This is a genomic window from Halapricum sp. CBA1109, assembly GCF_009741825.1.
In the GTDB taxonomy this organism is placed as follows: Archaea; Halobacteriota; Halobacteria; order Halobacteriales; family Haloarculaceae; genus Halapricum.
In genome coordinates, this window is sequence record NZ_WPCA01000006.1 from 23,150 (window position 1) to 45,761 (window position 22,612).

General features: G+C 67.3%; 22 protein-coding genes and 2 pseudogenes. 10 read left to right on the plus strand and 14 right to left on the minus strand.

Features of this window, described 5'->3' with window-relative positions; genetic code table 11:
• Positions 1-64: 64 nt before the first annotated feature.
• Entirely contained in the window at positions 65-1,960 is a 1,896-nt protein-coding gene (locus GJ629_RS01560) for an ABC transporter ATP-binding protein (RefSeq protein ID WP_157511455.1), read from the plus strand.
• 1 nt (position 1,961) lies between these two features.
• Here the strand turns inward: GJ629_RS01560 and cruF are convergent, their stop codons facing one another.
• The 7 genes and pseudogenes from cruF to GJ629_RS01595 all read right to left on the minus strand — a co-directional run bounded on the left by cruF (position 1,962) and on the right by GJ629_RS01595 (position 7,381).
• A complete protein-coding gene (cruF, locus tag GJ629_RS01565) occupies positions 1,962-2,819 on the minus strand; it encodes a bisanhydrobacterioruberin hydratase (protein ID WP_157511437.1) in 858 nt (285 codons plus the stop codon).
• Positions 2,812-3,689 (minus strand): annotated as a pseudogene (locus GJ629_RS01570) (prenyltransferase). Before GJ629_RS01570 ends, cruF begins: the two are co-directional and overlap by 8 nt.
• 4 nt (positions 3,690-3,693) lie before the next feature.
• Positions 3,694-5,201: pseudogene (locus GJ629_RS01575) on the minus strand (phytoene desaturase family protein).
• A gap of 48 nt (positions 5,202-5,249) precedes the next feature.
• On the minus strand, positions 5,250-5,672 hold the full coding sequence (locus tag GJ629_RS01580; protein ID WP_157511438.1) for a hypothetical protein: 423 nt from the start codon (positions 5,670-5,672) through the stop codon (positions 5,250-5,252).
• Positions 5,673-5,713: 41 nt separating this feature from the next.
• Complete coding sequence (locus GJ629_RS01585; protein ID WP_157511439.1) at positions 5,714-6,568, minus strand: ZIP family metal transporter; 855 nt, start codon at positions 6,566-6,568, stop codon at positions 5,714-5,716.
• A 55-nt stretch (positions 6,569-6,623) separates the two neighbouring features.
• Entirely contained in the window at positions 6,624-7,091 is a 468-nt protein-coding gene (locus GJ629_RS01590; RefSeq protein WP_157511440.1) for a TrmB family transcriptional regulator sugar-binding domain-containing protein, read from the minus strand.
• Positions 6,989-7,381, minus strand: a complete 393-nt coding sequence (locus GJ629_RS01595) for a TrmB family transcriptional regulator (protein WP_157511441.1) — start codon at positions 7,379-7,381, stop codon at positions 6,989-6,991. Before GJ629_RS01595 ends, GJ629_RS01590 begins: the two co-directional genes overlap by 103 nt.
• A gap of 118 nt (positions 7,382-7,499) precedes the next feature.
• On the opposite strand from GJ629_RS01595, the gene GJ629_RS01600 reads away from it, so the two are divergent.
• Positions 7,500-8,159: a metallophosphoesterase gene (locus GJ629_RS01600; protein WP_157511442.1), complete on the plus strand. Its 660-nt coding sequence runs from the start codon at positions 7,500-7,502 to the stop codon at positions 8,157-8,159.
• Here the strand turns inward: GJ629_RS01600 and GJ629_RS17425 are convergent.
• Positions 8,156-8,287: a hypothetical protein gene (locus GJ629_RS17425; protein WP_255475191.1), complete on the minus strand. Its 132-nt coding sequence runs from the start codon at positions 8,285-8,287 to the stop codon at positions 8,156-8,158. The two genes, GJ629_RS01600 and GJ629_RS17425, sit on opposite strands and share 4 nt — an antisense overlap.
• A gap of 48 nt (positions 8,288-8,335) precedes the next feature.
• The gene (locus GJ629_RS01605; RefSeq protein ID WP_157511443.1) at positions 8,336-8,758 is read right to left on the minus strand and encodes a DUF2391 family protein; all 423 of its coding nucleotides are present in this window, start codon (positions 8,756-8,758) and stop codon (positions 8,336-8,338) included.
• 154 nt (positions 8,759-8,912) lie between these two features.
• On the opposite strand from GJ629_RS01605, the gene GJ629_RS01610 reads away from it, so the two are divergent.
• Genes GJ629_RS01610 through GJ629_RS01620 form a run of 3 tightly spaced genes read left to right on the plus strand, consistent with a single transcriptional unit; the run spans position 8,913 to position 12,753 of the window.
• Positions 8,913-9,593, plus strand: a complete 681-nt coding sequence (locus tag GJ629_RS01610; protein ID WP_157511444.1) for a class I SAM-dependent methyltransferase — start codon at positions 8,913-8,915, stop codon at positions 9,591-9,593.
• A gap of 48 nt (positions 9,594-9,641) precedes the next feature.
• Entirely contained in the window at positions 9,642-11,753 is a 2,112-nt protein-coding gene (locus GJ629_RS01615; RefSeq protein WP_157511445.1) for a PAS domain-containing sensor histidine kinase, read from the plus strand.
• 10 nt (positions 11,754-11,763) lie between these two features.
• Complete coding sequence (locus GJ629_RS01620) at positions 11,764-12,753, plus strand: AI-2E family transporter (protein WP_157511446.1); 990 nt, start codon at positions 11,764-11,766, stop codon at positions 12,751-12,753.
• On the opposite strand, the gene GJ629_RS01625 is transcribed toward GJ629_RS01620, so the two are convergent.
• The gene (locus GJ629_RS01625) at positions 12,741-13,541 is read right to left on the minus strand and encodes a sulfurtransferase (protein ID WP_157511447.1); all 801 of its coding nucleotides are present in this window, start codon (positions 13,539-13,541) and stop codon (positions 12,741-12,743) included. The genes GJ629_RS01620 and GJ629_RS01625 overlap by 13 nt on opposite strands.
• 239 nt (positions 13,542-13,780) lie before the next feature.
• Between GJ629_RS01625 and GJ629_RS01630 the strand changes: the two genes are divergently transcribed.
• The 5 genes from GJ629_RS01630 (at position 13,781) to GJ629_RS01650 (ending at position 19,743) form a co-directional block, all read left to right on the plus strand.
• A complete protein-coding gene (locus GJ629_RS01630) occupies positions 13,781-14,641 on the plus strand; it encodes a sulfurtransferase (protein WP_157511448.1) in 861 nt (286 codons plus the stop codon).
• A gap of 857 nt (positions 14,642-15,498) precedes the next feature.
• Entirely contained in the window at positions 15,499-16,002 is a 504-nt protein-coding gene (locus GJ629_RS01635) for an amino acid-binding protein (protein WP_157511456.1), read from the plus strand.
• A 732-nt stretch (positions 16,003-16,734) separates the two neighbouring features.
• Complete coding sequence (locus GJ629_RS01640; RefSeq protein WP_370515748.1) at positions 16,735-18,735, plus strand: extracellular solute-binding protein; 2,001 nt, start codon at positions 16,735-16,737, stop codon at positions 18,733-18,735.
• Positions 18,736-18,772: 37 nt separating this feature from the next.
• Complete coding sequence (locus GJ629_RS01645; RefSeq protein WP_370515749.1) at positions 18,773-19,150, plus strand: 2Fe-2S iron-sulfur cluster-binding protein; 378 nt, start codon at positions 18,773-18,775, stop codon at positions 19,148-19,150.
• On the plus strand, positions 19,147-19,743 hold the full coding sequence (locus GJ629_RS01650) for a YigZ family protein (RefSeq protein ID WP_370515750.1): 597 nt from the start codon (positions 19,147-19,149) through the stop codon (positions 19,741-19,743). The genes GJ629_RS01645 and GJ629_RS01650 overlap by 4 nt, the downstream gene beginning before the upstream one ends.
• An 84-nt stretch (positions 19,744-19,827) precedes the next feature.
• Here the strand turns inward: GJ629_RS01650 and GJ629_RS01655 are convergent, their stop codons facing one another.
• The 4 genes from GJ629_RS01655 to GJ629_RS01670 all read right to left on the minus strand — a co-directional run bounded on the left by GJ629_RS01655 (position 19,828) and on the right by GJ629_RS01670 (position 22,285).
• Positions 19,828-20,454, minus strand: a complete 627-nt coding sequence (locus GJ629_RS01655; RefSeq protein WP_157511450.1) for an HAD family hydrolase — start codon at positions 20,452-20,454, stop codon at positions 19,828-19,830.
• Positions 20,451-20,885 (minus strand): RNA-binding domain-containing protein, encoded by a 435-nt coding sequence (locus tag GJ629_RS01660; protein WP_157511451.1) that lies wholly within the window; start codon positions 20,883-20,885, stop codon positions 20,451-20,453. The genes GJ629_RS01655 and GJ629_RS01660 overlap by 4 nt, the downstream gene beginning before the upstream one ends.
• Positions 20,882-21,451 (minus strand): AAA family ATPase, encoded by a 570-nt coding sequence (locus GJ629_RS01665; protein WP_157511452.1) that lies wholly within the window; start codon positions 21,449-21,451, stop codon positions 20,882-20,884. Before GJ629_RS01665 ends, GJ629_RS01660 begins: the two co-directional genes overlap by 4 nt.
• Before the next feature lie 216 nt (positions 21,452-21,667).
• The gene (locus GJ629_RS01670) at positions 21,668-22,285 is read right to left on the minus strand and encodes a DUF4397 domain-containing protein (RefSeq protein WP_157511453.1); all 618 of its coding nucleotides are present in this window, start codon (positions 22,283-22,285) and stop codon (positions 21,668-21,670) included.
• Positions 22,286-22,612: the final 327 nt, after the last annotated feature.

Sequence of the window (22,612 nt, forward strand, 5' to 3'; positions counted from 1 at the left end):
GGACGCCTCCGCTCTCGACGACGACGACGTGTTCGAGGAACAGCGCGAACGCGTCGAGCGCCCGATGGCGCGCCTGTTCGCCGAGTACGGCCGGGACAACACCGGCTACTTCGTGGTCGGGCTGATAGCCAGTGTCTTCGCCCGCGTGCTGGATCTGGTCCCGCCGTTACTGCTCGGTGTCGCCATCGACGCGGTCATCCGCCAGGAGACCGCCTTCGCGTTCGCTCTGGTCCCCCAGTCGTGGCTCCCTTCCGACCGCCCGATGCAGATGGTGTTCACCGGCGGAATCATCGCCGGCGCTTTCCTGCTTGCGGCCGTCTTCCACTGGGCCCGAAACTGGGGCTGGAACAACTTCGCACAGCACATCCAACACGACGTCCGGACGGACACCTACGACAAGATGCAGCGGCTGAATATGGATTTTTACGCCGACAAGCAGACCGGCGAGATGATGTCCGTCCTCAGCAACGACGTCAACCGCTTGGAGCGGTTCCTCAACGACGGGATGAACTCCGCGTTCCGGCTGGGCGTGATGGTCGTCGCCATCGCCGCCATCCTGCTGTGGATGAACTGGCAACTGGCGCTGATCGCGCTCGTCCCCGTGCCGCTGATCGCTTTCTTCACGAAGCGGTTCATCGACACCATCCAGCCCAAGTACGCCGACGTGCGCTCCTCGGTCGGCCAGTTGAACTCGCGGCTGGAGAACAACCTCGGCGGCATCACGGTCATCAAGTCCGCCAACACCGAGTCCTACGAGTCAGACCGCGTCGAGGACGTCTCACAGGACTACTTCGACGCCAACTGGGGCGCCATCGAGACGCGGATCAAGTTCTTCCCCGGCCTCCGGATCATCTCCGGTATCGGCTTCGTGCTCACCTTTATGATCGGTGGCTTCTGGCTTCTGACCTACCAGACGACCGGCGCGGCCCCGTTTTTCTTCACCGGCGGCCTCCGCACCGGCGAGTTCGTCGTCTTCATCCTCCTGACCCAGCGGTTCATCTGGCCGATGGCACAGTTCGGCCAGATCATCAACATGTACCAGCGGGCCTACGCCTCCGCCGAGCGCATCTTCGGCCTGATGGACACGCCCTCCCGCATCGCCGAGGACCCCGACGCCGAACCGCTCGCAGTCACTGACGGCGAGGTGGCCTTCGACGACGTGACCTTCGGCTACGACTACGACGCCGAGACGGACACCGGCGAGCGCATTGTCGAGGATGTCTCCTTCGACGTCGAGGGCGGCGACACCGTCGCGCTGGTCGGTCCCACCGGCGCGGGCAAGTCGACGCTCCTGAAGCTTTTGCTCCGGATGTACGACGTCGACGGGGGCGCTATCACCATCGACGACTCGGACGTCCGGGACGTGACCATCCCGAGCCTCCGCCAGCAGATAGGCTACGTCAGCCAGGAGACGTTCCTCTTCTACGGCACCGTCGAGGAGAACATCACCTACGGGACGTTCGACGCCGACCACGACGCCGTCGTCGAGGCCGCGAAGATGGCCGAGGCCCACCAGTTCATCCAGAATCTCCCCGAGGGCTACGACACGAAAGTCGGCGAGCGCGGCGTGAAGCTCTCCGGCGGCCAGCGTCAGCGCATCGCCATCGCCCGGGCCATCCTCAAAGACCCCTCGATACTGGTGTTGGACGAGGCGACCTCAGACGTCGACACCGAGACGGAGATGCTCATCCAGAAGAGCCTCGACAAACTCACCGCAGACCGGACGACCTTCGCCATCGCCCACCGCCTCTCGACGATCAAGGACGCCGACCAGATCGTCGTCGTCGAGGACGGCCGGGTCGTCGAGCGCGGCACCCACGAGGAGTTGCTGGCCGAGGACGGCCTCTACGCCAACCTCTGGGCGGTCCAGGCCGGCGAGATAGACGAACTCCCACGCGAGTTCATCGAACGCGCCGCCCGCCGGCGCTCGCAGGTCGACGCCGAGGCCGGCGACGACTGACCTACTCCCGCGCCGCAAGCCAGTCCGCCCCGGGCGCGGTCCGCAACACCGAGAAGTCGAAGCGGTCGGTGTACAGCAGACCAACCCCGAACAGGACGGCGAGGGCGACCGGTATCCAGTTCCCGAACGCGGCGTTGATGACACCCCAGAGGATGACGAAACTCACCAGATCGTCCAGCATAAACCCACACGACCGCAGGCGGGCGAGCAGCGACTCGGTGTCGAACGCGAGGTCGAACGCGACCACCGAGACGGTCGCCGAGAGGACCCACCCGGCGTAGTTGCTCCACGGGACGCCGTAGAAGGCCCCGCCGCCGTCGTACGCCCAGAAACCGATGGCGACGGCCGCCGGGTCCAACACGAGGTCCATCGCGATGACCGTCCCGATGACGGCGGCGAGCCGTACCCCCGTCGAGCGGGCCCGGTCACCGAGCAACAGCAGGCAGAGCAGGTAGCTGTTCAGGACCAGCGGGAAGAAAAAGACCGGGAGACCGATCGGGACCTTCCCCAACAGCATCGGCCCGAGGTCGATGCCGTACTCGAAGGCGCCGTAGGGCCACCCGGTCGTCACGCCCAGCAGTTCGATGCCGTAGGCGTAGGCCGTGATAGCGCCGAGCAGGACGGCTCCCTTTCGGTCCAAAAGCGGCGCGAGCCCGGCCGCGAGCGGCAGTCGCATCACGACCACGCCGGCGAGGATGAACCACGGGTTGAACGACAAAAGCGGTGGGAGCCACCCGCGCGCCGAGGCGTACAGCGTCACCGCGCCGACGGCGGGGAAGGTGACCGCGATGGTGAACCGGTTGTCGGTGACGAGTTGATCGAGCCGCTGTTCGACCGTCTTACGGTCCAAATCAGGCATACAGCATCACCCACAGCGCCGCCATCGTCAGCACGGCCCCGACGACGGTGTTGATCGCCGGGAACCACCAGTAGGCCCGGTCGACGGCCACGTCGGCGGCGACGATGCCGGCCACCAAGAGGGGGTAGACCCCCAGCACCGCGCCGAGGAAGGGGTGAACGAGCGCGAACGCCGCCGCGGCCGCGGCCCAGACGACGGCGCAGTAGGCGTACGTCCGACCTTGGCCCAAAAGCGTCGCCGTCGTCCGGATGCCCGCCTCCCGGTCGGGTTCGATATCGGGGATGGCCGAGAAGGTGTGCATCGCCATCGTCCACAGCCACCCGCCCGCGACGGCCGCCGCCGGCGGGTACGCTCCCGCGACGGCGGTGTAGGCGACGACGCCCGGCATCGCGTACAGGCCGTTAGAGAGCGAGTCGAGGACCGGTTTCGTTTTGAACCGCAGCGGCGGCGCGCTGTACCCGTCGCGAGGAAGAAGTATATCCCCAGCGGCACCGCCGCGCCGCCGACGAACGGCACCAACAGCACGCCCAGCGCACCGGCGAGGAACACGACGAAGATGACCTCCGCGCCGCCCTCGAAGCGGACCTCCTTGTCGCCTTTCTTGGGGTTTGCCTCGTCGATGTCGGCGTCGAAGACGTCGTTGATGCCGTAGAGGTAGATGTTCGCCGGTAGCAGGAAGTACGCGAACAACACCAGTGCGACGGGGCTGAACAACTCCGCCGGCGTGTCCGCGGCGTAGGCGACGCCGACGACGACCGGGCCGGCGAGGTACAGCCAGAACCGGGGCCGCGAGAGCCGCAACAGGTAGCCCAGCGTCGTCTCCTCGGGCGGGAGCAGGCGGTCCAGCGACGGGATGCTCACGTCGGTCATAGCCTCAGTCGTGGTCGTCGATCAGCGCTTCTGCGGTGTGTTGGCCGCTGATGAGACACATCGGGACACCGATGCCCGGCGTGGTAAAGGACCCGGTGAAGTAGAGGTCCTCGACCGCCGACGAGCGGTTGTTCGGCCGCAAGAGTGCGGTCTGTCTGAGCGTGTGGGCAAGCCCCAGCGCCGTCCCGCCGGCGGCGTTGTACCGGTCGACGAAATCCGACACCGAGAACCGCTCCTCGACGACGATGCGGTCCCGCAGGTCTGTCCCGGTGTTCTCGGCGATGTCGTCGAGGATGCGGTCGCGGTAGCGTTGGCGGACCCGTTCGGAGTCTTCCAGACCGGGCGCCAGCGGCACCAGCGCGAAGAGGTTGCTGTGGCCCTCGGGGGCCACGTCGTCGTCGGTCTTCGAGGGGACACAGAGGTAGTAGGCGGGTTCGTCCGGCCACGCCGGCTCCTCGAATATCTGGTCGAAGTGGGGCTGCCAGTCCGTCGGGAGGACCAGCGTGTGGTGGGCCAACTCCTCGACGTCGCCCTCGACGCCCAGATACAGCAGGAACGCCGAGGGCGCGTAGGTCCGGTCGTCCCAGTAGTCGGCGTCGTACTGGCGTTCGTGTTCGGGGAGCAGTTCCTGTTCGGCGTGGCGGTAGTCGGCGTTGACTACCGTCTTCTCGGGGTTGTACTGGGTGCCGTCTTCGGTCTCGACGAGGAAGCCGTGTTTCCGCTTTGCTATCTCGGTGACGGGCGCGTCTGTCTCGTAGGTGACGCCCAGCTGCTCGCCCAGTTCGACGAAGGCGTCGATCACGAGGCCGATACCGCCCGCGCCGTCGCCGTCCTTCGGGACGGGGTAGAACACGCCGAGGTTGAAGTCGACGTGGCTCATCATGTTGTACAGCGCCGGCGTGTTCTTCGGGGACCCGCCGAGAAAGACCAGCGTGTACTGCATGATCTGCTGGAGCTTCGGGTGGTCGAAGTACTCCTCGACGTGGCCCTGCATCGACCCGATCAACTGGAGGCCGATAGGGGCCGCGGTCATCACGTCGAGGTCCACCCAGTCCCGCAGGCGCGAGCGGTCCTCGTAGACGAACTTGTTCATCGCCGTCTCGTAGTGGGTCTCGCTGGTGTCCAGATACGACTCGAAGGCCTGGCCCGCGCCGTCCTCGTAGGACTCGAACAGCGCCCGGTTGTGCGCCCGGTCGGGCGTCACGTCGGCCCGGTCGTCGTCCTTGAAGAAGATGCGGTAGTGCGGGTCGAGGTGTTCGAGGTCGTAGAAGTCGCTGGGCTCCCGGCCGAAGTGGCCGAAAAAGCGCTCGAAGACGTCGGGCATCAGGTACCACGACGGGCCCATGTCGAAGACGAACCCGTCGCGCTCCATCCGGCTGGCCCGGCCGCCGAGCTGTTCGTTTTTCTCCAGCACGGTCACGTCGCGCCGGCGTCGGCCAGATAACACGCTGTGGAGAGCCCGCCGACGCCCCCGCCGACGACGGCCACGTCTGTTCCGGATAGATCAGTCATCACCTCACCCTGCGGGTCTCACCGATATAAAACGCGTGCCAAATTCTTTCACAAACGGAACGGCTCGAACAGTCGGGCACCCATCGCTCGGACGAAGCCGGTGACCAGCCAGCCGTCGTGGCTGTACGGACTCGTCACCTCGTCACGCGTCTCGCTGTGCCGGAGGTGTTGGAGTCCGTCGAACGTCAACCAACCTCCGACGAGGGCTCCTCCGACAACTATCGGGAGCCACCACGCGGTGACGGCGATGTAGCCGGTGAACGCTAGTGTGAGCAGACCCAGTGTGAGGTTGTCGGCGTAGTCGCCGAACAGGTTTCCGACGGTGTCGATACCGAGTGTGAGGGCCAGAAAGAGGGTCGCCGTCACGCCGGCGACCACTGGCGACCCGTCGAGGACGAACAGCGTCAGGCCGACGAGGGCGGCCGAGAGCGAGCGGTTGCGCAACTGGCTCCGTCCGGGGAGGGCCGACATACTGTTCGCGGGTAGCGGCGGCCGGATGAAAAGCCCTGTCCTCACGCGATAGCCAGCCACGCGAGGAAGACGACGACGCCGCCGATGGAGGTGCTGGCGAGGGCGTGGACCCGCAGGCGGTCGAGCAGACTGTGGGAGTCCTCGGAGACGCCGGCGACGTCGTCTATCTCGCCGCCGACCTCACAGGAGGGGAGAAAGTCCATCGCGACGTGGAGGAAGACGCCGGCCGCGAAGCCGAAGACGACGGCGTTGACCGACGCCGACAGCGGGACAGCGACCAGCGCCATCGGGATGCCCGTCAGGCCGACGCCGGCGGCCGGGAGCAGGATGGGAGCGATAGCGTCCCCGGCCAGTCGCGAGCGTCGGGCGGCGGCGTAGCCCGCGGGCCCCTTGTGGGAGACGATAGCGAGGCCGAGCAACAGTCCCAACGCCGGCATCGCCCCGTAGATGACGCCGATGACGACGCCAGCCGAGAGCGCGTGGGCCGCCAGTGCCGTCGCCGTGGTGTTCATCGGGAGGTCCAGATGCGAGAGCCGGTGACCGATAGTGTGGCCGTTGTAGCCGACGAGGACGCCCAGCGCGATACCGAACCCGCCCAGCGTCGCGGCCTGATTGATGGCCTGCGGGACGAGGAAGACGGCCGCGCTGGTGATCATCGCGCCGCTGGCGAGGCCGTACCCCCAGACCAGCCGCGTCGCGTGGCGGGACTCCGTCCGAGCGCCGACCAGCGCCCCGCCCGCCATCGCGACGAACGCGACCCACGCGATGACGACTATCTTTGTCCGGCCCAACTCCACGGCGAGCAACGAGAGCGCGAGCAACCCGGCGACCGACCCCATCCCCACGACGGAGGCCGGCCCCGGATTAACAACGCCGCTTTCGGTGTTAGTCGACATTGTTAACATCTACTCGTAGGTTATTATCAGCCTGTCGGTCCACGCGCTCCGCCACTCAGAACGCTTCCGTGCCGAACATCTCGAAGGATATCCGGGCGAGCGCGCGAGCGAACGCGGTACCGTCGCTCCAGAACGCTATCTCCTGGTGGCGGTCGGAGTCGGGCGCCGCCACGCTGAGCAGGATAGTATCGTCGTCGGCGATCAGCAGGCGGGCGGTACTGATGTCGGTGAGGTGGTCCGCCGGCTGTCGGACCGTCTCGATGGCGTCGTCCTCGACCGCGTCGAGCACTGCCGCGGATTTGCTGACGACGACGACCCGCCGGCCGTCGGCGGCCGCGTCCGACAGCGCCGACCTGATCGCCGGCCCCAGTTGCTCGGGGTCTTCGGCCCCGTAGACGACCCGCGAGTCGGCCTCCCGAATTAACTCGACGGTCCGACTCCGGATGCTGTCGGTCCCGCGGACCGTCCACAGTGCCTCGCTCTCGTCGTCGCCGTCGGCGAACTGCCCGCGGACGTCCTGCAGGTAGCCAAACGCCCGCCGCCGGTCGACTCCAGTTGTTCGAGCAACCGCTGTTCGGCGGTGTCGGGGTCGACCGGCCGGTACACCGCCGGCCGCGTCTCCTGTATCTCGATCAGCCCGCGCTGCTCTAAGTCGTCGGCTGTCCCGTACACCTGCGAGCGGGGCACCTCGCTGACTTCGGCCACCTCACTCGCGGTCCCGGTGTCGAGTTTCTGCAGCGCCAGAAACACCCGGGCCTCGTAGGTCGTCAGTCCGAGTCGCGTGAGACCCTCGATGGCATCCTCGTCGTCCATCACACACTCCTCCGGGCGTCGCGGTTCGTCATGTTGGTACTAGAGTACTTACAGCATCGGCAAAAACCCTCCGGACGAAGAACACACCTCTAAGTGACTGCTGTGTGAGGGTGGGTGTATGAAGATAGGGGTCGTCTCGGACATCCACGGGAACATCGTCGCCTTCGACGCGGTGCTGGCGGACATGCCCGACGTCGACCGAGTGATCTGTGCCGGCGACATCGTCGGGTACAACCCTTGGCCCGGCGACTGCGTCGACCGCGTCCGCGAACACGGTATCACGAGCATCGAGGGCAACCACGACCGGGCGGTCGTTACCGACCACTATCCGGGGTTCAACGACATGGCCGTCGCCGGCGTCGAACACGCACAGGCCACCCTCAACGACGACCAACTGTCGTGGCTCTCGGCGCTGCCGGCCGAGCGAACTATCGAGGACGGCCGGATCAAGATGGTCCACGGCCACCCCGACGACCCCGACCGCTACACGAAACCCGAGGAGTACGACCCGTCGATGCTCGACGGCGAGGACCTCCTCGTGCTCGGTCACACCCACGTTCAGGACCACGCCGTCTTCGCCGAGGGGATGATCGTCAACCCCGGTAGCGTGGGCCAACCCCGCGACCGGGACCACCGCGCGGCCTACTCGGTGGTCGACCTCGAGGAGCGAACCGTCACGGAACACCGCGTCGAGTACGACACCGACCGCGTCATCCACGAGGTGGTTGAGGCCGGCCTCCCCCAGCAGATCGGGTTCCGCCTCACGCAGGGCCGCTAGTAGTTGGCGGCGTACAGTTTCTGGAGCGACTCCCTGATGTGGTATCTCGCCTCGTCGTTCTCGGCGTTTTCCAGTGCCTCTCGGAGGTGCGATTCGAGTCCGTTGCTGTCGAGGAACAGTGAACTCATACGCTTCCCGAAGCCCGACACCGGATTGGTTATACGCCGCCTACTGCCTCAGAACACGCTGTCTGCGGTCGCGGCCCCGACGACGGCGAAGATGGCGCCGACGCTGATCGCCCGGACGGTCGCGCCGGGCCGGTCGGCGGTCGGAATGTCCGCGAGGAACTGGTCGGGCGCGGTGAACGCGAACGCGAGGACGGCGACAGACCCGAACGAGACGACCATCAGCGAGACGAACCGGACCGGGACGCCGGCCACCTCGGCCTCCCGGTCGGGGTCGCGGTCGTCGTCGGCCTCGTACAGCGCCCCGTAGCCGATGGCGAAGACGATACCGACGACGAACAGGCCGTGGAGCCACGTCATATTGGTCGCCAGCACCCACACCTCCTCGGTGACGACGAACGGCCCGGCCAGCAGGAACCCGCCGACGACCTGCTGGGCGGAGTCGGCCACGTTGTACCGCTCTCGACGACCCATCGACTCACACGTCCGAGTGGAGGTATCTATCTCTTCCGACATCCTCCAGACGAAACAGGGGGCCCCACCCGAAACAGTGGAAGCCGACGACCCCTGTGAAACAGTGGCGTGGTGAGCCGAACCCGTTTTCACGCTCGCGGGCGTCGCTGGCGGTATGCGCGCGAGCGACGCCTTCGACGAGTGGGCGGCCGACGGCCGCGACAAGGGGATGGAACAGCGCCACTGGCACACCGCCAAACACGCGCTGGGTCGGATGCCCATCGAGGACGGCGACACGGTGCTTGATCTGGGGTGTGGCAGCGGCTACGCCGCGCGGGCGATGGTCGCGGCCGGCGGCGCGGGCCGGGCCTACGGCCTCGACGGGTCGCCCGAGATGGCTCACAACGCCCGCGAGTACACCGACGACCCGCGGGTCGGGTTCGTCGTCGGGGACTTCGAGGCCCTGCCGTTCCCGGCCGACAACATCGACCACGTCTTCTCTATGGAGGCGTTCTACTACGCGGGCGACCCGATGGCCGCGCTGTCGGAACTCCGGCGGGTCCTCCGCCCCGGCGGCACCTTCTACTGCGCCGTCGACTTCTACGCCGACAACCCCCACACCGCCGAGTGGACCGACTACGTCGAGTTGCCGATGACGCGGTGGTCCCGCGAGGAGTACCGAACGCGCTTCCGCGAGGCCGGCCTGCACGTCGCCGAACAGGAGGCTATCCCCGACGAGGAGACGGCGATACCGCCAGCCGAATCGTTCCCGACCGAGGACTGGGACGACCGCGAGTCGATGGTCGAACACTACCGGGAGTACGGGACCCTGCTGACCGTCGGCGTCTCGCCGTGACACCGGCCCACACATTCTTGTCTCGTGGGCGTGTACCCTTCTAGCCAGATGCGTGAGGACCCCGCCGGTACACCGACGACTGTCCCGGCCCACGTGCTCGATGCGGACGGGCACCTCCGGTTCGTCAACGACGCGTGGGTCGCGTTCACGGGCTACGACCGCGAGTCGGTGCTGGGCGACCCGTTCGGGGCGGTCCTGACTGAGGGGTCGAGTGCCCGGTTGCAGACCCAACTCGCCGGGGACGAGTTGGCCGCCCGGACGCTGTTCGTCCGCCGGGCCGACGACGAGGCGGTGCCGGTCGTCCACGACGGCGCGGCCGAACAGGCCGCCGACGGGACGCGCTATCACTGCCAGTGTCGGCCCGAATCGTCCGCCGACAGCACGGAGACGACGGCGCTGCTCCGCGCTCTGGTCGACGGCCTCCCGGTCGGTGTCCTCGCGGAGACGACGGGTCGGGAGGTGCTGGCGGTCAACGACCCCCTGCTCTCGATGTTCGACGCCGACGGGACGCCGGCGGATGTCGTGGGGGCCGACTGCGCCGAACTCGCCGCCGAGAGCGCCGACCAGTTCGTCGACCCCGAGGGCTTCCTCGACGGGATCGAGTCGGCTATCGACGGCGGCGAGCCGGTCGCCTGCGAGCGTCTCGTCCGCGAGGACGGCCGGGTCTTCGAGCGCAGTTACTTCCCCGTCTCGCTGCCGGCGGGCCCCGGTCACCTCTGGATATACGACGACGTGACCGAGCGCTCACAGCGCGAGGCCGACCTCCGGACCTACGAACGACTGTTCGAGGTCGCACCGGTCGGCGTGTTCCGGACGACGACCGGCGGGTCGGTGCTGTCGGTCAACCCGAAGATGGCGTCGATACTGGGCTACGAGGACGTGGATACGCTGTTGTCGAGCTACGACGACCTGGCGACGGAGCTGTACACCGACCCGGGCTCCCGCGAGACGTTCCTCGACCGGTTGGAGTCGGTCGGCCTCGTCGAGGACTTCGTCTATCAGGCTATCGACGCCGACGGCGAGCGGATCTGGCTGTCGATGAACGCCCGACTGCTGCCCGAGACGGTCGACGGCGAGCAGGTCATCACCGGCTTCACGCGGGACGTGACCGAGCGCAGGACCCGCGAGCGCGACCTCCGGACCTACCGCGAGATAGTCGAACGGCTCCGGGACCCGATTATGCTGCAGGACTGTACGGGTCAGTATGTCCTCGCCAACGAGGCGCTTGCGTCGTACACGGACCGCTCGCCGGCCGAACTGGTCGGGGTCGACGAGCGGGCGGTTCTCGACGCGACGACGGCCGCGGAGATAGACCGGATCAAGAAACGCGTCCTGCGGACCGAACAGCCCGTCGAGGCGACGATCAGGCCGACTTTCGACGGCGGCGGGACGCGGTCGTTCACGACCCTCCGGTTCCCCTACTACGACACAGCAGGAGAACTCGCCGGGACGGTCGCCCTCTGGCGGGACGTGACCGACCAGCAACAGCGCGAACAGCAACTGGCAGTGTTGGGCCGTATCCTCCGGCACAACCTGCGGAACGCGATGACCGTCGTCCAGGGGCAGGCCGAGATGATAGCGGCCGGGACCGCTGCGGACCCGGCCGCGGCCGCGACGACCATCCTCGACCGTATCGACGAGTTGATGGCTCTCGTCAACAAGGAACAGACAGTCACGACCGTCCTCCGGGAGTCGACGGGTCGGCGCGCCCGGGACGTGACGGCCCTTTTGCGTTCGGCCGTCGAGTCGACGCGGACTCGCTTCCAGTCAGCGACCGTCGAAATGTCCGCCCCGGACTGCGCTCGGGCGCTGGTGTGTGACCGGTTCGAACGGGCGCTGATCGAACTGCTGGACAACGCCTTCAGACACACCGACACCGACACCGTGGCGGCCGAGGTGTCCGTCGCCGACGACCACGTCGTGGTCTCGATACGCGACCGCGGGCCGGGGATGGCGACCATCGAACGGGACGTCCTCCGTGGCGAGGCCAACATCACGCCGCTGTCACACAGCACCGGCGTCGGCCTGTGGCTGGTCCAGTGGCTGGTCAACCTCTCTGACGGCACCGTCTCCGTCGCCGACAACGATCCGACCGGGACCGTGGTGACGGTTCGAGTCCCGCGGGCCGACGGTGGAAACGATTTTGAGGGTGTCCGCTGAACGACACGCTATGAAACGGGTGACGGTGCTCGCGGGACTGTTGGCCGGACTGCTCGTGCTGTCGCTCGTCCTGTTGCGCGCGGTGTTCGGGACCATATTCTTCGCCATCACCGTCGCGTACGTCCTCAACCCGGTCCGCACGCGCCTCGTCGACCACGGGCTGTCCGCCCGCATCGCGGCGACGATAGCGACCGGCCTCGCGTTCGTCGGTGCCGCGCTGGTGGTGTTGCCCCTCGTCGTCGTCCTCTACATCCGACGGCAGGACTTGGTCGATTTCGTCCGGACGGTACCCGCCGAGGTAGTCGTCGAACTCGGCGGCGTCCGGTACCCGATAGAACTGGCGACGTACACCGACCGCGTCACCTCGGCGCTGGGGTCGCTCGCGCTCGATATCGCCCGGGCCGCGCCGGCGTTGGCGTTCAAGCTCTTCCTGTTCGTCCTGCTGGTGTACGCGCTGTTGATCCGGCCCGACGAGATAAGCGCCGCGCTGTTGCGGCCGGTGCCCCGCGAGTACCACGACGTCGTTATGTCGATGCACCGGCGGGTGAAATCGGCGCTGTACGCCATCTACGTCCTGCAGGCGGCGACGGCCTTTGGCACCTTCCTCCTCGCGTACGTCTTCTTCACCATCTTCGGCTACGACGCCGCGTTCTCGCTGTCAGTCATCAGCGGCATCCTGCAGTTCATCCCTATCGTCGGGCCGAGCATCGTTATCCTCGCGCTCGCGGCGTTCGAGGTGACGCTCGGCAACACCGTGACCGCACTGCTGGTCGCCGCCGTCGGCCTGTTTTTCGTCGGGTTCCTCCCGGACGCGGTGATCCGGACCCAGTTGGCCTCTCTCACCGCCGAGATGTCCGGCAGCCTCTACTTCATCGGGTTCACCGGCGGTATTCTGAGCATCGGTATCGTCGGCGTCATCGCCGGGCCGGTGCTGGTGGCGATGCTCGCCGAGGCCGGGCAGTTGCTCGGTAGCGAGCGCCGGGCGGACTACTCGGACTGACCGGTCGAAAGCGGCCGCCCCGCGGCCTCCCACTCGGTGAGGCTCCCCTCGTAGAAGCCCACGTCCTCGTATCCCAGATGCCGCAGGACGACGTAGGTGTGGCTGATCCGCCGGGCGGTGTTACAGTAGAGGACGACCCGCCGGTCTGGCGTGATGCCGCGTTCGGCGAGTACCGCGCCCAGTTCGTCCCGCGGGCGGAGCCCGCGGTTCTCGTCGTCGACCGCTTCCCGCCAGTCGAACCTGACCGCGCCGGGGATGTGGCCCTCCTCGAACTCCCAGTCCTCGCGGGTGTCGACGATGGTCGCGTCCGTGTCGATGGCCGCGGCGACGCCCTCGATGTCGACCAGCGGCGTCTCGGCGGGCGGGTCGACGGTGTAGTCGGTCGGCTCTCGCTCGGGCGCGTCGCTCTCGACCGCTCGCTCGCGCTGCCACGCGCTGAAGTCCCCGTCAAGCAGGTGGAGTCTCTCGGGGTCGTGACCCAGCAACTCCGCGGTCACCAGAAACCGCGCGGCGAAGACGCCGTGGGTGTCGTCGTAGGCGACGACGTGGTCCTCCGGCGCGATACCGGCCTCGCTCAACAGTCCCGCCCACGTCTCCCGGTCGGGGAGCATCCCCTCGCCCTCGCCGGACTCGACGGCGTGCTCGCTCGCCCGGAAGGTGTCGAAGGGAACCGAGACGGCCGTCGGTAGGTGCCCGATGCCGCTGTACTCCCAGTCCTCCCGCGTGTCGACCAGCGCCACCTCGCCCAACCGGTCGGCCAGCCACGACCGCGTCACGATGTCCGTCATACAGCCTCGTTCCCGGCGCGTTCGCTTGAACCGTGTGATTTCGCGTCTCACAGCTACTGACAATACTTGCCAGTACCCGCCCCGGTCGTGTCCGTCCGGTGGCCGACCGCCCCTCGCCGTCCGGCTTTCCGAGCGGGGGCGCCGACAGTACCGGCAACAATTGCTTCGGCTGGAGAACAGTGGCGTATGATGCCCTGACTGGAGCCATTATATGAACGGGGGAAGTACGGATGGATGCAATGAGCGACTACGCAAACGACGTTCTCGTGTCGGCGGACTACGTCGAGGAGCACCTCGACGAGTTCCAGAGCGACGACCCGGCCCATCGGCTGGTCGAGGTCGACGTCGACACCGAGGCGTACGACGAGAGCCACGCCCCCGGTGCCATCGGCTTCAACTGGGAGACACAGCTACAAGACCAGACAGAGCGGGACATCCTCGACAAGGCGGAGTTCGAGGAGTTGCTGGGCAGTCACGGCATCTCCGAGGACTCGACGGTCGTCCTCTACGGTGACAACGCCAACTGGTTCGCGGCCTACACCTACTGGCAGTTCAAGTACTACGGTCACGACGACGTGAAGCTGCTCGACGGCGGCCGCGAGTACTGGATCGAGAACGACTACACCGTCACCGACGAGGTGCCCGACTTTTCGCCGGTCGAGTACACCGCCTCCGGCCCGCGCGAGTCCATCCGCGCCTACCGCGACGACGTCGAGAACGCCATCGAGAAGGGCCTGCCGCTGGTCGACGTCCGCTCGCCCGAGGAGTACTCCGGCGAGGTCCTCGCACCGCCGGGCCTCCAGGAGACCGCCCAGCGCGGCGGCCACATCCCCGGCGCGTCCAACATCTCGTGGGCGGCCGTCACCAACGACGACGGCACCTTCAAGACCCGCGAGGAGATCGAGGAGCTGTACGCCGAGGAGGGCATCGACGGCGACGAGACGACCGTCGCCTACTGCCGCATCGGCGAGCGCTCCTCCGTCGCTTGGTTCGCCCTGCACGAACTCGCGGGCTACGACGACACCGTCAACTACGACGGCTCTTGGACGGAGTGGGGCAACCTCGTCGGCGCGCCCATCGAAAAGGGCTCGGGCGACTAAGCGTAGCGCAGGAGCCCGAGAGTCGAAACGGCGACCCTCGGGAGCCTAGAGCAAGCCGACCCGCGGAGAAGGGCAACTAGGACACACGATCGGTTCTTTTCGCGTGCTACCACTTACCGAGTGGCGACACTGTGTGAGTTGGCGCCGTGCGAGGGACGAGCACCGGAGCGAACGTCGTGAGCGAAGGGCGCAGCGAGTCGGAGCACTCGACCGCGCTGGGGCTTTCGAGGACTCGTGAGTGGATATGGCAGCGACGACGAAACGCGAACACCGAAACGCCCCGCCGTTCGGACTCGCGCAGCGACATATCCTCGCTCTCCGCGTCGGTTCTCACGCCGTTCGAACCGCCCATCGCTCGGATAGGGGTCGCTGCGACGAGCAGGCAGGTCCGAACGGCCGGCCCCTTTCAGTCCGCCCCGACGCACCGCCGACCACACCACACCCTCCCCAACCGATTCGCTCACTCCGGAGTCGTTCGCTCATCCCTCGCGCAGTGCGGTCGCGCACGGAGGCGCGACGGCGCACGCCGTCGGATGTCTCTACGGGCTTGTCCCCGACTGTCCGACACGCGACAGTGACCACTCACGAGCGCAACGGACCGAAGAAACAGCGACCGCCGGTGTCAGTATACGCCGATCCCGTGGGCGTCTCGTGCGTGCTCGAGGAGTTCCTCCGTCGTGTCGAACTCCTCACCGCATGTACACGTGTGATACCCCGTCTGGGATTGTTGGCGTGTCGCCATACCAAAACATTGTGTGCCAACTATAATAATTGTTTGTGGGCGTGTGCTACCGATGCGCACGCGACGGCCGGGGCCGACCCCAAGACGCAAGCGGGCCGGCCACGATGCTCCCGGCATGTTCGACGAGATTATGCGGAAGTTCGCCGACAGTCCGAGCCAACAGCGGGTGATCAGGCTGTTGCTCGAACGCGGGTTCTCGGTCAACGACGACGGGCGGGTCGTCTCTGGCGGCATCGAGATCCCGAACACCGGCATCGCGCGGGAACTGGACGTCGACCGGCGGGTCGTCGACGCCACCACCGACGCCATCCTCGAGGACGACGAGTTGCGGCCCATCTTCCAGAACATCTCCGCCATCCCGAGCCTGATGGACCTCGCGCCGGTGCTGGACCTGACCGTGGTGACACTGACGGTCAGCGACGCCGAGGCGTCGGGCCTCGTCGCCGACGTGACGGCCGCCATCGCCGACGCTGGCCTGTCTATCCGGCAGGTCATCAGCGACGACCCGGAGTTCTCCGACGAACCGAAACTGTACGTCATCACCGCCGAAGCCCTCCCCGGCGAACTGATCAACGACCTCCGGGCGATGCCGTTCGTCCAGAAGATACAGATCGAGTGACGATACCGGTAGTAAACAAATACTGATTAGTTACCGCGCCCGTCAGGCCCTATGTACGAGTAAACGTGCCCGCTCCCGATAGGTTGGGCCGGCTGATACAGACCGAGCATAAACAATACTATTTGGGCCGTCCGCATATCTAATAAACAATTATGAATATATGCTCGGAAACCGTTCCCAACAGTAAGGAGATTTGTTTACAATGGGAACGACCGACCTCCTCCGTCGGCTCCTCGGGCTAGGGCGGCCCGTCGAGACAGACGGCGGGACGGAACGGCGGACGCAGTCGGACCGGCCCGACAGCGACGCTCGGCGCTCCGAGACGGACCCGGAGACGGTCGAGCACCTGCGGGCCGAGTTACGGGAGACGCGCGAGGAACTCCAGTCGGTTCGCGACCAACGGGACAGCGCGCGTGCTCGGGCCGACAGCCTCGAAGCCGCAGTCGAGACGGCGGCGGCGACGCTGGAACGGGCTGTCGACGGCGACCTGACGGTCAGGGTCGACGCCGACGGCGGCGAGTCGGTCGCCGACCTCGAGGCGGCCTGCAACGACCTGCTGGCGGAGTGGTCGCGGTCGATAGAGCGCCTCCGGGAGTTCAGCGGGCAGGTCGAGGGGGCCACTGAACAGGTCTCGGACACCACCGAGACGGTCAGGACCCAGAGCCGCGCGGTCACCGAGTCGATCCGGGAGATCTCGCTGACGCCGACCGCCAACACGACCGCATCGAGGCGGTGTCCGACGAGGCCGAGGACCTCTCGGCGACCGTCGAGGAGGTCGCGGCCTCGGCCGACGAGGTGGCCCGCGCGGCCGAGGCCGCCGCCGAGAAGGCCCACTCCGGAAGCGACGCGGCGACGTCGGCGCTCGATGAACTCCACGCCATCGAGGAGCGGATGGAGGCGACCGTCGAGAGCGTCCAGTCGCTGACGGAGTCGGTCGCCGAGATAGCGTCCATCGTCGGGACTATCGACGACATCGCCCGCCAGACGAACATCCTCGCGCTGAACGCTTCGATCGAGGCCGCCCACGCCGACAGCGACGGCGACGGGTTCGCCGTCGTCGCCGACGAGGTCAAGGACCTCTCCGGACAGACCCAGTCGGCCTTAGAGGAGATAGAGCGGGCCATCGAACAGGTCCGCACGGAGGCCGACGGGACGACCGAGGAGATACACCGGACCCGCGAGCAGGTCGCCGACGGCCGCGACACCATCGACGAGGCGCTGTCGGCCCTAGAGGAGATAGCGAGCGACGTCGAGTCCGTCTCCGAGCAGGTGACCGAGATCAGCCGCGCGACCGACTCACAGGCCGAGTCGACCCAGCAGGTCGCGGTGATGGCCGAGGAGGCCGGCGACATCAGCGAGGCGACCGCCGAGACGGCCGAGGGCGTCGTCTCACAGGCCCGCGACCAGACCAGCGTCCTGACCGAGGTCCAGACGGCGACGACGACGCTGGCCGAACGGACCGAGACGCTCTCGTCGTCGCTGTCGACGTACGACACTTCGACACACACCGCGGACGCGGCGACGACCGTCGAGTTCTGGCACGCGATGAGCGGCGAGAAGGGACTGTTGCTGGAGACGCTGGCCCGGGAGTTCGAGTCCCAGTACGACCGGGACGTCTCCATCCGGCCGACGTCGAAGGGTAGCTACCGCGGGACGCTCAACGCGACGCTCGACGCCGTCGAGAACGGCCGGCCGCCGACGGTCGCACAGATCTTCGAGATCGGGACCAAGCGAGCGATGGACAGCGGCGGCTTCCGCCCCGTCGAGGACGTTCTCCCGAACGATTTCGACGCCGACGACATCCTCGCGCCGATCCGGTCGTACTACCGCTCGGACGGGCAGTTGTACTCGCTGCCGTTCAACGTCTCGATCCCGGTGTTCTGTTACAACCGGACGGCCTTCGAACGCGCGGGGCTGGACCCGGACCGCCCGCCCGAGACGTTCGACGCCGTCCGGGAGGCCGCCGAACGGATCGTCGAGGCGGGCGTCGCCGACGCCGGCATCACCTTCGCCAACTACTCGTGGTACGTCGAACAGTGGTTCGCCGAGGACGGCCAACCGCTGGTCGACCGCCGCAACGGCCGCGACGGCGACGCCACCGAGGCGTACTTCGACAGCGACACCGGCCACCGACTGTTCGAGTGGTGGGCTGACTTGGAGAACGACGGTCTCTATTACAACCCCGGAATCGAGGCTCGTGGCGCCGCGAAGTCGGCCTTCTTCGACGGCGAGGCCGCGATGTTGATCGGATCGACCTCCTCGCTGACGGACATCCGTGACGGCGCCGAAGCGGCCGGGTTCGACCTCGGGACGGGACCGCTGCCCGTCGCCGACGAACGGCACGGCGTCGTCGTCGGCGGGGCGTCGCTGTGGGTGCCCGAGGACGTCCCCCGAAAGCAGCGACAGGTCGCCGGCGACTTCCTCGCGTGGCTGGCCCAACCGGCCCAGCAGGCCCGCTGGCACCGCGAAACAGGCTACTTCCCCATCCGTCACGACGCCGTCGACTCCCTGCGGGCCGAGGGCTGGTTCCGCGAGCACCCCCATCTGGAGTCGGCCATCCAGCAGTTACTCGACAGCGACGACACCGTCGCAACCACCGGTGCCCGTATCGGGCCGTTCGACACCGTCCGGACGCTCGTCGCCGAGAGCTACCTCGACGCCCGGGACAACGGCGTCGACGCGGCGCTGACTGACCTCGACCAGCAGGTCGAACGGCTCCTGACCGACTACTAGCCGGGCCGTATTTGAGCGTTGGCCGCCTACTGTGCCTGTGTCCGAGACAGTCCCGCTCCGGGTGTTGCTCGGCGAGGACGGCCCGGAGCGACGCCTCGACGTCGAACCCGGGACCGTCCTCAGAGACGCCCTCCTCGACGCCGGTCTCTCCCCGCACGGCCGCTACGCCCGGCGGCTCAACTGCGGCGGGCGCGGCCTCTGTGCGACCTGTGGCGTCCGGTTCGGGACAGACGACCCCGACCCCGACCACTGGCACGACGAGTTGGCCGACCGCTTTGGCTACCCGCGACTGTCCTGTCAGCTACGAGTGACCGACCCGGCGACGGTCTGCCTCCTCCCCGAAAAGCGCGTGTGGGGCGCCGGGAGTAGCCCGGCGCAAGCAGTATGTCCCTCGCCGCCGAACTGCCGACAGTGACCGACACCTACCGGACCGTCGCCGGCCGCGGGCAGGCCCGTTTCGAGGTGCGTGGCTCGGAGTTTATAGGCCACGTCGCGCCCGCGACCGACCGGGAGAGCGCCGAGTCGTTCGTCGACTCGGTCCGTGCGGAGTACGCCGACGCGACCCACAACGTCCCGGCCTATCGCGTGCGGACCGACCCGCTCCGGGAGTACGAAAGCGACGACGGCGAACCCTCCGGTAGCGCCGGAAAACCGGCGCTGAACGTCCTCCAGCAACGCGATGTCGAGAACGTCGTCGCCGTCGTCACCCGCTACTACGGCGGGACGAACCTCGGTGTCGGCGGCCTCGCCCGGGCGTACTCCCGCGCGGTCAAGGAGGGCGTCGACGACGCCGGCGTCGTCACCGAACGACCCCACGAACGGCTCTCGATCACGACCGAGTACGACGACAGCGGCACCGTCCGGTCCGTCATCGAGAGCGAGGGCGTCGCGTTCGAGGCCGACTACGGCGAGACTGTCGCCTTCGACGTCCGGGTCCCCGTCGCCGAGGCCGAGGCCCTCCGCGAGCGACTCAGAAGCGCGACCAGCGGCCGCGTCGACATCGAGTGATAGTGTTTCTTGTAGCTGTGTACCGGTGTGACCGCCCGAATGCGGCCGGTCGATACCGAAATGACCTACAAGAAACACTATGAGTCAGACGAACGCCTGCAGCGTCGCCCAGAAGTCCGGCGCGTCTTCGGTGTCCTCGACGTGGACCGGGACGAACCCCGCACCTCGGGCGCCCTCGACGTCCGCCTCGTAGTCGTCGCCGACCATCACGTACTCCTCGGCGTCGATTTGCTCTCGGACGGCCTCGAAGATGGCGGCGTCGGGCTTGCTCGCACCCACGTCGTAGGCAGTCACGACCGTCTCGAAGTAGTCCGTCAAGTCGTGGTGAGCGAGTTTCTCGCGCTGGAACTCGCTGGTCCCGTTGGTGACGACGGCGAGTGGGTTCTCGGCGGCCAGCGCCGCTAGACTCTCGCGGGTCCCGGGCGGGACCTTCGTCGCTCGCTTTTCGGCCACCAACAGCGTCTCGACGACGTCGTCGACATCGGCGTCGATATCGCCCTCGGCGGCCTCGATCGCCGCTTTGACTCCGGCGTGGTACGGCTCCGGTTCGCAGGCCGCGATGGCGTCGAAGAAGGCCGTCCCGGAGGCCTCAAGCATCGCCGGCGTCGCCTCGCCGAGGGACTCCTCGAAGACGGCCTGCCTGACCGCTCGGTACGAGCGGTCGAACCGCAGCAGCGTCCCGTCCAGGTCGAAACAGATAGCGGTCGTCATCGGTCGCCGTCCCCGGCGTCGGGGTCGATTGGTTGCCCCTCCCGCGTCGGCGGCGCGACGTGGTCGATGTACGACTCCACGTCCGGTTCCCGGACGGTCACGGTCACCGCTATCTCGCCGAGTTCGTCCGGGTCGCCGACGGCGAAGTTCACGACGCCCTCGAAGGCCGGCTGTTTCTTCAACTCGAAGCTGAAGCTGTCGCCCTCGCGGTTCTCGAAGAAGGCCCCACGGGCGGTGTCGAGAATCTCCTGTCGGTGGAGCAACTCCGAGAAGTGACTGAGGTCGTGGACCGTCGCCGTCAACTCGCCGGGGTGGTGGCCGATGTCGGCGCCGGGGAAGAGGTTCGTGACGGCGTCGGCCACGCGGTCGGTGACCTCGGTGTCGTGGACGGGGGCCGCTATTTCGACGTCGACGCTGTAGACGGCGCTCATCGCTGTCCCTCCACCGCGTCGAAGCCGTCGGCCAACAGCGTCCGAGCCGTCTCGTGGAACGCCGCCAGACTGTCGGTGTTCTCGACGGTCAGGTCGGCCATATCCATCGCTTCGCCCATCCCGAAGCCCAGTTCCCGCTCGTCGCGGTCTTCGAGGGACTCGCCGCCGTCCTCGGCGCCGGCGTCCCGGCCCCGGAGGTCCAGTCGCTCGGCGCGGGCCTCGAATGGGGCCTCGATACGGAGCAACTGGAAGTCCTCGCCGAAGGCCTCCCGGAACGCCTCGACTTCGACGTCCGAGCGGAGGCCGTCGACGAGGACGGTGTCCGACTCCTCTAGGGCCTCCCTGATCAGCGGGAGCGAGCGCTCGGCGATGGCGGCCGGACCGTTCTCCTCGCGCAGCGCCTTCGCGACCGTCCCGTGCTCGGTCGCGGGGTCGAGGCCGCGGTCACGACACTCCGCCCGGATCACGTCCCCCATCGTGACCACTGGCACGTCGAGGTCCCGCGCCACCTCGGCCACCTCGCTTTTGCCGCTGCCCGGTAGCCCGACGGTTCCGATGACTCTCATTGGCGCGGAATTGGCCATAACGGGAAGTAAGGGTTGCGACCGCGGGACAGAACTCCTGCCGGACACACCACGTCACCGAACGGACGACGGAGACTCCCTTCGACCGCACGGTGGCGCGTCGGACATGACCACCCGCAGTCGCGCCTCGCCGTGGCTGTCGGATGGGGACTCCGAAAAAGGGGCCGACAGCTGGCCTCCTTACTTGGGGGCGTTCGATCAGTCGTCGGCCGCGAGCGCCATCGTAGCGTCCTCGGTGATCACGGCACTCAGCGAGTCGTCGCCGAGCAGGCCGACGGCGATAGCTGTGATCGCACTCCCGCCGTCGAGGGTGGTGGTGGGCAGCGAGAGGGCGATGTCGTCGGAACCGGCCGGGCAGACCTCGATGTCGTACGTGTCGGCGTCGACGGGCGTGTACTCCGAGGCCTCTCTGAAGCTGACGTTCTCGAAGAGTGTCGGCCCACCGCCCGCGACGCGGATGTCTATCGCCGGTGCGTCCGGCGAGGCGTGGATGAACCGCGCGTGACACTTCCGGTCCGCGACCGTGCCCGGGTCGTCCATCATCACGGTCGCCGCGATGTCGTCCTCGTCGAGCATCCCGGTCGCCAGTACCGTGTAGGAGGTGTCGTCGTCGAGGTCGAGTGTCGTCTCGATGACTGGATCGCTCTCGCCGTGTGCGGTGATGGTCACCTCGTGACTGCCCGATGACAGGCCCGCGTAGTCGGTGACCTCCGTGAACGCGATTCGCTCGAACGCTATCTCGCCGTCGACGTGAACGTCCACGTCGGGGGCGTCCGGAACACAGTGTCCGATTCGTACCGGTGATTGGTTTGCCATAGCTGCACTCTCCGCTTGTCCGGGGATGCGGTTCGTTATACGGGAGCTATTCGTCCGTCCTGTTCGGTCGAGCTTCGTTACTGTTCACGCTATGGTGATACGATGCGCCTATCACGAGTAACACGGCCGTACCCGGCCGAGACAGGGACGCCGGTCACGCCCCCGATGATCGGCGGGACGGCAGGCGTCCACGGATCGTCGCCGGACGGGGGCCCGTAGAGAAGGCGACTGGATCGGCGCTCCCTCCGGACACGAGCGACAACCTTTGGCCCGTGGTCTCTCGCGCCGGCCGGACTCGCTCGCCACACGATCGCGTTTCGTGGGTCT